Source organism: Bradyrhizobium sp. CCBAU 25360 (genome assembly GCF_028128695.1).
Lineage (GTDB): Bacteria > Pseudomonadota > Alphaproteobacteria > Rhizobiales > Xanthobacteraceae > Bradyrhizobium > Bradyrhizobium ottawaense.
In genome coordinates, this window is sequence record NZ_LBJA01000028.1 from 106276 (window position 1) to 114895 (window position 8620).

The 8620-nt window shown below is 65.5% G+C and carries 9 protein-coding genes; 8 read left to right on the top strand and 1 reads right to left on the bottom strand.

Going from position 1 to position 8620, the window contains the following annotated elements:
• Nucleotides 1-78: 78 nt before the first annotated feature.
• The 4 genes from XH81_RS06415 to XH81_RS06430 are packed head-to-tail and all read left to right on the top strand — an operon-like array spanning nucleotide 79 to nucleotide 3311.
• The gene (locus XH81_RS06415; RefSeq protein ID WP_244439133.1) at nucleotides 79-912 is read left to right on the top strand and encodes a branched-chain amino acid ABC transporter permease; all 834 of its coding nucleotides are present in this window, start codon (nucleotides 79-81) and stop codon (nucleotides 910-912) included.
• Entirely contained in the window at nucleotides 912-1895 is a 984-nt protein-coding gene (locus XH81_RS06420; protein WP_028143390.1) for a branched-chain amino acid ABC transporter permease, read from the top strand. The genes XH81_RS06415 and XH81_RS06420 overlap by 1 nt, the downstream gene beginning before the upstream one ends.
• Complete coding sequence (locus tag XH81_RS06425) at nucleotides 1892-2623, top strand: ABC transporter ATP-binding protein (protein WP_028143389.1); 732 nt, start codon at nucleotides 1892-1894, stop codon at nucleotides 2621-2623. Before XH81_RS06420 ends, XH81_RS06425 begins: the two co-directional genes overlap by 4 nt.
• Complete coding sequence (locus XH81_RS06430; protein ID WP_028143388.1) at nucleotides 2607-3311, top strand: ABC transporter ATP-binding protein; 705 nt, start codon at nucleotides 2607-2609, stop codon at nucleotides 3309-3311. The genes XH81_RS06425 and XH81_RS06430 overlap by 17 nt, the downstream gene beginning before the upstream one ends.
• A 164-nt stretch (nucleotides 3312-3475) precedes the next feature.
• On the opposite strand, the gene otnC is transcribed toward XH81_RS06430, so the two are convergent.
• Entirely contained in the window at nucleotides 3476-4162 is a 687-nt protein-coding gene (gene otnC / locus XH81_RS06435) for a 3-oxo-tetronate 4-phosphate decarboxylase (protein ID WP_028143387.1), read from the bottom strand.
• A gap of 104 nt (nucleotides 4163-4266) precedes the next feature.
• Between otnC and ltnD the strand changes: the two genes are divergently transcribed.
• From ltnD to XH81_RS06455, 4 genes are all read left to right on the top strand, one after another.
• Entirely contained in the window at nucleotides 4267-5184 is a 918-nt protein-coding gene (gene ltnD / locus XH81_RS06440; RefSeq protein WP_028143386.1) for an L-threonate dehydrogenase, read from the top strand.
• A gap of 14 nt (nucleotides 5185-5198) precedes the next feature.
• Complete coding sequence (gene otnI / locus XH81_RS06445) at nucleotides 5199-5981, top strand: 2-oxo-tetronate isomerase (protein WP_028143385.1); 783 nt, start codon at nucleotides 5199-5201, stop codon at nucleotides 5979-5981.
• Nucleotides 5978-7252 carry a 3-oxo-tetronate kinase gene (otnK, locus tag XH81_RS06450; RefSeq protein WP_028143384.1) on the top strand — a complete coding sequence of 425 codons (1275 nt, stop codon included), beginning with the start codon at nucleotides 5978-5980 and terminating at the stop codon, nucleotides 7250-7252. Before otnI ends, otnK begins: the two co-directional genes overlap by 4 nt.
• Nucleotides 7253-7420: 168 nt before the next feature.
• Nucleotides 7421-8620, top strand: a 1200-nt coding sequence (locus tag XH81_RS06455; protein WP_271596086.1) for an MCP four helix bundle domain-containing protein, incomplete at its 3' end; no start/stop codon positions are given.

Here is an 8620-nt window from a genome sequence, read left to right on the forward strand (position 1 = left end):
TCGGGATGAGGATCTATTTCGGGGGACAGACTTTTGACAGCCCAAGCCATTATCCAGAGTCTCGCCAGCGGCCTCCTCATGGGCCTGCTGTACGGACTGATCGCGGTCGGCCTCGCGCTGATCTTCGGCCTGATGGACGTCACGAACTTCGCCCATGGCGAGTTCCTGATGATCGCGATGTACCTGTCCTTCTTCCTGTTCGCATTCTTCGCCATCGACCCCTTGCTGTCGGCGCCGTTGGTCGCCGCGGCGCTCTTTATCTTCGGAGCGGTGGTCTACTTGCTCATTGTACGTTTTGCCATGCGGGCCAAGGCCAATGCCGGCATGGTGCAGATCTTCACCACCTTCGGCCTCGCCATCGTGATGCGGGGCCTGGCGCAGTTCTTCTTCACGCCCGACTATCGCAGCATTCCGCATTCCTGGCTCGGCGGCAAAACCATCTCGGTCGCCGGCATTTTCCTGCCGGAGCCGCAGCTGGTCGGCGCGCTGGTCTCGATCCTCGCCTTTGCCGGCCTCTACTTCTTCATCCATCGCACCGATTTCGGCCGCGCGCTGGAAGCCACTCGCGAAGATCCCGGTGCGGTCGCGCTGGTCGGCATCGACAAGAACCGCGTGTTCGCGTTCGGCTGGGGCCTTGGTGCCGCGCTGGTCGGTCTCGCCGGCGCGATCATGGCGAGCTTCTTCTATATCTATCCCGATGTCGGCGCGTCCTTTGCCTTGATCGCCTATGTCACCGTGGCGCTCGGCGGCTTCGGCAGCGTGTTCGGCGCCTTCGCCGGCGGCATCATCGTCGGCCTCGTCGAAGCGACCACCGCGCTGGTGCTGCCGCCGTCGCTGAAATCGGTCGGCATCTACGCGGTCTATCTGCTGGTCGTCTTCATCCGGCCGCGCGGCCTGTTCGGATCGATCTGATGGACAAGGATTTTGCAGCGCGGCGCCGCCGCGACCTCATCATCGCCGCGGTGCTCGCCGCGATTGCCGCAGCGACGCCATTGTTCGTGAAGGACGTCGTCGTCCAGAACATCCTGATCCTGACGCTGATGTATGCGGGCCTGTCGCAGAGCTGGAACATCCTGTCCGGCTATTGCGGGCAGATCTCGCTCGGGCACGCGCTGTATTTCGGCCTGGGCGCCTACACCACCGAGCTGCTGTTCACGAAGTTCGGCGTGCTGCCCTGGTTCGGCATGCTGGCAGGCGGCGTGGTGTCGGCGCTGATCGCGATGGGGCTCGGTTATCCCTTCTTCCGCCTGCGCGGCCATTACTTCGTGATCGCCACCATCGTCATCGCCGAGATCGGCTTGCTTCTGTTCCACAACTGGGAATGGGCCGGCGCCGCGATGGGCATCACCATTCCAATCCGCGGCGACAGCTGGCTGAAATTCCAGTTCCTGCGCACCAAGCTGCCATACTTCTATTTCGCGCTGGCGCTGTGCTGCCTCGCCTGGTTCGTCACCTGGTGGCTGGAGAACTCAAAATGGGGATTCTGGTGGCGTGCGGTGAAGGACAATCCGGACGCGGCCGAGAGCCTCGGTGTCGACGTGTTCAATTCCAAGATGGGCGCGGCCGCCGTCTCCGCCTTCCTGGTCGCGGTGGGTGGCAGCTTCTATGCCCAGTTCGTCTCCTACATCGATCCTGAAAGCGTCATGGGCTTCCAGTTCTCGCTCTTGATGGCGCTGCCCGCCGTGCTCGGCGGCATCGGCACCCTGTGGGGGCCGGTGTTAGGGGCCGCCATCCTGATCCCGCTGACGGAGCTGACCCGCTTCAAGTTCGGCGGCTCCGGGCGCGGTGTCGACCTCATCGTCTACGGCACGCTGATCGTCCTGATCTCGCTGGCCTTGCCGCGGGGACTGCTCAGCCTGTTTTCACGCCGGAAGAAGACGGGGGCCGCACGATGACCGCGCTTCTTGAAACCCGCGGCGTCTGGCAGCGGTTCGGCGGCCTCGTCGCCAACAGCGACGTCTCGATCTCGGTCGGCCGCGGCGAGATCGTCGGCCTGATCGGCCCCAACGGCGCCGGCAAGTCGACGCTGTTCAATCTCATCGCAGGCGTTCTGCCGCCGACGCAAGGCTCGATTCTCTTCGACGGCGAGGACGTCACCCACATGCCGGCGGCCGAACGCTGCCAGCGCGGCGTCGGCCGCACCTTCCAGGTCGTCAAGAGTTTTGAGACCATGACGGTGATCGACAATGTCATCGTTGGCGCGCTGGTGCGCAACACCGTGATGCGCGAGGCCCGTCGCAAGGCGCACGAGGTCTTGGAGTTCACCGGCCTTGCCGCGCGCGCCGACGTGCTTGCCAGCGACCTCGTGCCCGCCGAGAAGCGCCGTCTTGAAGTTGCCCGTGCGCTCGCGACCGAACCGAAACTGCTGCTGCTCGACGAAGTCCTCACCGGCCTGACGCCGACCGAAGCGCAGACCGGCGTCGCCTTGGTGCGCAAGGTGCGCGATGCCGGCATCACCGTGCTGATGGTCGAGCACGTCATGGAGATCGTGATGCCCTTGGTCGATCGCGCCATCGTGCTCGATCTGGGCAAGGTGCTGGTCGAGGGCAAGCCCGCCGATGTAGTTCGCGATCCCAAGGTGATCAGCGCATATCTGGGAGATCGTCATGCTCAGCGTGCGTGAAGTCACGACCGCCTATCAGGGCCTGGTCGCGATCTCCGCGATCTCGATCGAGGTCCAGAAGGGTGAGATCGTCTGCGTCGCCGGCGCCAATGGCGCGGGCAAATCGACGCTGCTCAAATCCATCGCCGGCGCCGAGCGGCCGCGTTCCGGCACGGTGACGTTCGACGGCAAGCGCCTCGACGGCATGGCGCAGCACCACATCACGGCGACCGGCATTGCCTATGTGCCGGAGAATCGCCGCCTGTTCCCGCGCCTGTCGGTGCGCGACAATCTGCGTCTCGGCAGCTATCTCTACCGCGGTGACGCGAACCGCGAGGGGCCGCTCGATCTCGTCTTCCAGCTGTTTCCCCGCCTGGCCGAGCGTCTGGAGCAGCGCGCCGAGACGCTCTCCGGCGGCGAGCAGCAGATGCTCGCGATCGGCCGCGCGTTGATGACGCGCCCGCGTCTGTTGATGCTGGACGAGCCCTCGCAGGGCATCATGCCAAAGCTTGTCGACGAGATTTTCCAGGCGGTGAAGCGCATCCGCGACGCCGGCATGACCGTGCTGATCGTCGAGCAGCGCATGGCCGAGTGCCTGGAGATCGCCGACCGCGCCTACATCCTGCAAACCGGCCGCGTGCTGATGCAGGGGCCCGCGGCTGAGATCAGGGGCAATCCCGACGTGAGAAAGGCGTATCTGGGGCTGTAGGCGTTGACGCCGTCGCCGCAATCTCCGCCGTCATCCTGAGGTGCGCGCTCTTGCGCGCCTCGAAGGATGAGCCGCGAGCGCCCGTAGCCCATCCTTCGAGGCTTCACCTTGCGATGCATCGCATCGCAAGGCTCGTACCTCAGGATGACGGCGGTGGGTGTGGTTCAATGACCGTGCCCATGCTCCGGCAACGTCACCCCAAACACCTTCACCAGATCCGCCACCTGCTCCGGTGACAGATAGCGCGGGTTCATCCCCCGCAGCAGCAGATAGAGCTTCGCCGTCTCCTCCAGCTCCTCCGTCGCGAACACCGCGGCTTCCAGCGTGTCGCCGGCAACGACCGGGCCGTGATTGGCGAGCAGCACCGATGAATATTTCCCCGCCAGGCCCTTGATCGCATCCGCGACCGCGGGATCGCCGGGGCGGTAGTACGGCACGAGCGCGGTGGCGCCGCATTTCATCAGATAATAGGCCGTCATCGGCGGCAGCGCGGCGCGCGGGTCGATCTCGGGCAGCATCGAGAGCGCGACCGAGTGTGTCGAGTGCAGATGCACGATGGCGCGGGCACTGCCGCGCGTGTCATAGAGCGCGGTGTGCAGCGGAACTTCCTTGGTCGGGGCATCGCCCGACACCAGCTGGCCCTTCTCGTCCAGCCGCGACAGCTTCGCAGGATCGAGGAAACCGAGCGAGGCATTGGTCGGCGTCACCAGCCAGCCGCCGCCGTCCAGCCTGACGCTGATATTGCCGGAGGAGCCGGGCGTCAGCCCGCGCTCGAACAGGGACCGTCCGAAGCGGCAGATGTCCTCGCGCAGCCGCGTCTCGTTGCTCGCTTCAGGTTTCATGGCCGTCATGCCCGCTTGTCTCACGCTTTGGCAGCGCGGCCAAGGCGTGATATCGGTTCGCCGAGCCGCCGCAAAAGCCGGCCGTCCGGGAAACGTTCGCAAGGGTTAGTTGCATGTCCGCCTCCACGTCACAAAATCAGCGCATCGCGGTCATCGGGCTCGGCTCGATGGGGTTTGGCATGGCGACCTCGCTGAAGCGCGCCGGCCACGCCGTCACCGGCTGCGACGTGTCGGCCGAGGCGGTGGCGCGTTTCGTCAAGGATGGCGGTGCGGGTGCCAAAACGCCGGCCGAGGCGGCCAAGAGCGCGGACATCGTCGTCAGCGTCGTCGTCAATGCCGCGCAGACGGAAGCCGTCCTGTTCGGCAAGGATGGGGCCGCCGAGACCATGCCTGAAGGCAGCGTCTTCGTATCCTCCGCCACGATGGACCCCGACGTGGCACGACGCCTTGCCAAGCAGCTGGAGGCGACCGGCCGGCATTATCTGGATGCACCGATTTCCGGCGGGGCGCAGCGCGCCGCGCAAGGCGAGCTGACGATCCTCGCCTCCGGCAGCCCCACAGCGTTCGCGAAGGCGCGGCCTGCGCTCGATGCCATGGCCGCAAAGCTCTACGAGCTCGGCGATGCCGCCGGCCAGGGCGCCGCCTTCAAGATGATCAACCAGCTGCTCGCCGGCGTGCACATCGCCGCCGCCTCGGAGGCGATGGCATTCGCCGCCAAGCAGGGCCTCGACATCCGCAAGGTCTATGAGGTGATCACGGCCTCCGCCGGCAATTCCTGGATGTTCGAGAACCGCATGCCGCACGTGCTCGACGGCGACTACACACCGCGCAGCGCCGTCGAGATCTTCGTGAAAGATCTCGGCATCATCCAGGACATGGCGCGCAGCGCGCGATTCCCGGTGCCGGTCTCCGCCGCCGCGCTCCAGATGTTCCTGATGACATCGGCCGCGGGCATGGGCCGGGACGACGACGCCTCGGTGGCGCGGATGTATGCGCAGGTCACCGGCGTCAAGCTGCCCGGCGACAAGTAACGAAGAGGACGCCAATGCCCCGTTTCGCCGCCAATCTCTCGATGATGTTCACCGAGGTGCCGTTCCTCGATCGCTTCGATGCCGCAGCCCAGGCTGGCTTCACCGCGGTCGAGTTTCTCTTTCCCTATGAGCATCCGGCCGAGGCGGTCGGCGACCGCCTCAAGCGCAACGGCCTGACCCAGGCGCTGTTCAACCTGCCGCCGGGCGACTGGAACGCCGGCGAGAAGGGCTTTGCGGCGCTCCCCTCGCGCTTCTCCGATCTCAAGGCGGGCCTGGAGACGGCGCTGCCTTACGCCAAGGCGACCGGCGTCAAGCGCCTGCACCTGATGGCCGGCATCGCCAACCGCGGCGAGCGCGTCGCGATCGAGGCATTCTACAAATCGGTGGCATGGGCTGCGGAGTTCTTCGCCCCGCACGGCATCGATATCGTGCTCGAGCCGATCAATGCGCGCAACGTGCCCGGCTACTTCCTCAACGATTTCGGCTTTGCGCGCGATCTGATCCAGGAACTGAGGCTTCCGAACCTCAAGCTCCAGTTCGACATCTATCACTGCCAGATCATCCATGGCGACGTCACGATGCGGCTGCGCGAGATGATGCCGATCATCGGCCACATCCAGATCGCCAGCATCCCTTCGCGCAACGAGCCTGACGGGGAGGAGCTGAACTATCCGTTCCTGTTCGAAGAGCTCGACCGCCTCGGCTATGCCGGCTTCGTCGGCTGCGAGTACAATCCGCGCGGCAAGACCACGGATGGCCTTGCCTGGTTCAAGCCTTACGCTGGAGTGAAGCCGTGACACTTGCGTTGGGCTGCATCGCCGACGATTACACCGGCGCTTCCGATCTCGCCAACACGCTGACGCGCGCGGGCCTGCGCACCGTGCAGACCATCGGCGTGCCCGCCGACGATCTCGCACTGCCCGAGGTCGATGCCGTCGTGGTGTCGCTGAAGAGCCGCTCGATCGAGGCCGGCCTTGCCGTGTCGCGTTCGCGCGCGGCGGATCAGTGGCTGCGCGGCCGCGGCGCCGGCCACGTGCTGTTCAAGATCTGCTCGACCTTCGATTCCACGGACGCCGGCAATATCGGCCCGGTGATGGACGCGCTGCGTGCCGATAGCGGCGAAGGTGCCGTGCTGGTGACGCCGGCCTTCCCGGAGACCGGCCGCACCGTCTACCAGGGCAACCTCTTCGTCGGTGCCGTGCCGCTCAACGAGAGCCCGCTGAAGGACCATCCGCTCAACCCGATGCACGATTCCAACCTGGTGCGCGTGCTGGCGCGCCAGAGCGGGACGCAGATCGGTCTCGTCGATCTCGCCACCGTCACGCGCGGCGCAGATGCCGTGCGGGCGCGGCTGGCCGAGCTGGCGGGCAAGGGCATTGGCGCTGCCATCATCGACGCGGTCTTCGACCGCGACCTCGAGACCATCGGCCTCGTCGCCGCCGAACATCGGCTGTCGGTCGGCGCCTCCGGCATCGGCCTCGGGCTCGCGTGTGCGCTGGTGTCAACGGGTAAAGTCAAATCGGCCGGGGCGAACGGCGAGACCGGCATTGCCGTCGGCGGACCGGCGGCCTGCCTCGCCGGGAGCTGCTCTCAGGCGACGCTTCAGCAGATCGCCAACGCCGAACGCGTCATGCCGGTGCTTCACCTCGATCCGGACCGTATCATTACGGGGGGCGGCGAAGCACAGCGTGCGCTGGACTGGGCGAGACCGCGGCTTGCGGAGGGGCCGGTGCTGATCGCCTCGAGCGCGACGCCCGATCAGGTCGCCGCACTGCAGGCGCGGCACGGTCGCGACGCGGCCGGCCAGGCGATCGAGCAGACCATGGCCGACATCGCGGAAAGCCTTGTAAAATCAGGCGTGCGGCGACTGATCGTTGCCGGCGGCGAGACCTCCGGTGCGGTGGTCGATCGGTTGAAGATTCCCGGATTTCTCGTCGGAGTGGAAATCGCGGCAGGTGTCCCGGTGCTGCATGCGGTGGGCGCGCAAGCCGACATGCTGCTCGCTCTGAAGTCCGGAAACTTCGGCGGCGCTGAATTTTTCTCCGACGCGCTTAGGCTCATGCGCTGAGCGCAGAGCATTTTTAGCGACGTGTTCATCTCTTTGAGGCTCCGTACTCGTACGGAGTCGTAGTTAACATCTGCGCAGGTGCTCTGGTGTTGGATGTTGGTGCTGCTCCCTTTGGTTGATTCGTAATACCTCCGGACGCGCACCGCGCCAGCACAAAGAGACCCGATTATGCTTGCCACCATTTCCATCCGCGCCAAGATCATCAGTGTCGTGGCGTTCCTGCTGGTCGCAATGGCCGGCATGGGTCTCCTGGCCGTCATGAAAATGCGGTCGATGAACGCCAACACGATCGACATCACCACGAGCTGGATGCCCAGTGTGCGAGTGCTTGGCGAGCTGCGTGCGAGCGTCATCACCTATCGCAACGTGGTCCGCCAGCACATGCTTTCCGAAACACTGGACGAGAAGCTCGCCAACGAGAAGACGGGTGTGACGGTGATCGAGGCGCTCGCCAAGATCCGCGGCCGGTACGAGCCAATGATCACCTCGCCGGAGGAGCGGGCGCTCTACAACCAGTGGGCAAAACTCTGGGACGACTACAAGAAGGGCACCGAGGAGGTGATGGCGCTCTCGCGCAAGGAGGCCGGCAAGGTCCCGCACGAAGCCCAGGAACTGAACAGCAAGACGGTCAACAAGATCGGTCTTGCGTCGGATGAGGTCCTGATGAAGGACATCGAGCTCAACACCAAGGGTGGCGATCAGGCGGCTCAGGATGCCGCGGACAGCTACTCCTATGCTTTTATGCTGGTCTCGATCATTCTCGGCGCCGCCGTCATCATCGGCATCGGCGTCGGCTTCTATCTCGTCCAGGACGTCTCGAAGGGCATCAACTCGATCATCGAGCCGATGCAGGCGCTGGGCAAGGGCGACCTCTCCGCCGAAGTCCCGCACCGGGGCGAGAAGACCGAGATCGGCGCCATGGCCGACGTGCTCCAGATCTTCAAGGAGGCGCTGATCGCCAAGAAAGCCGCCGACGAGGCTGCGGCCACGGATGCCGAAGCCAAGATCGAGCGCGGCCGCCGCGTCGACAACATCACCCGCGAATTCGAAACCATGATCGGCGAGATCGTCCAGACCGTGTCGTCGGCCTCGACCCAGCTGGAAGCCTCCGCCTCGACGCTGACCTCGACCGCCGACCGCTCCCAGAGGCTGGCGACCACCGTTGCCAGCGCTTCGGAGGAAGCCTCGACCAACGTGCAGTCGGTGGCCTCGGCCACCGAGGAGATGGCTTCGTCGGTCGGCGAGATCAGCCGTCAGGTGCAGGAATCGGCGCGGATGGCGGGCGATGCCGTCGGCCAGGCGCGCGCCACCACCGAGCGGGTCAGCGAGCTTTCCAAGGCGGCGTCCCGCATCGGCGACGTGGTCGAG

What these genes read in the sequence shown, in the direction of transcription:
- otnC (WP_028143387.1), bottom strand. Translation starts at nt 4,162, where the DNA reads ATGACGGCCATGAAACCTGAAGCGAGCAACGAGACGCGGCTGCGCGAG.
- otnI (WP_028143385.1), top strand. Translation starts at nt 5,199, where the DNA reads ATGCCCCGTTTCGCCGCCAATCTCTCGATGATGTTCACCGAGGTGCCG.
- XH81_RS06430 (WP_028143388.1), top strand. Translation starts at nt 2,607, where the DNA reads ATGCTCAGCGTGCGTGAAGTCACGACCGCCTATCAGGGCCTGGTCGCG.
- XH81_RS06425 (WP_028143389.1), top strand. Translation starts at nt 1,892, where the DNA reads ATGACCGCGCTTCTTGAAACCCGCGGCGTCTGGCAGCGGTTCGGCGGC.
- XH81_RS06420 (WP_028143390.1), top strand. Translation starts at nt 912, where the DNA reads ATGGACAAGGATTTTGCAGCGCGGCGCCGCCGCGACCTCATCATCGCC.
- ltnD (WP_028143386.1), top strand. Translation starts at nt 4,267, where the DNA reads ATGTCCGCCTCCACGTCACAAAATCAGCGCATCGCGGTCATCGGGCTC.
- XH81_RS06415 (WP_244439133.1), top strand. Translation starts at nt 79, where the DNA reads ATGGGCCTGCTGTACGGACTGATCGCGGTCGGCCTCGCGCTGATCTTC.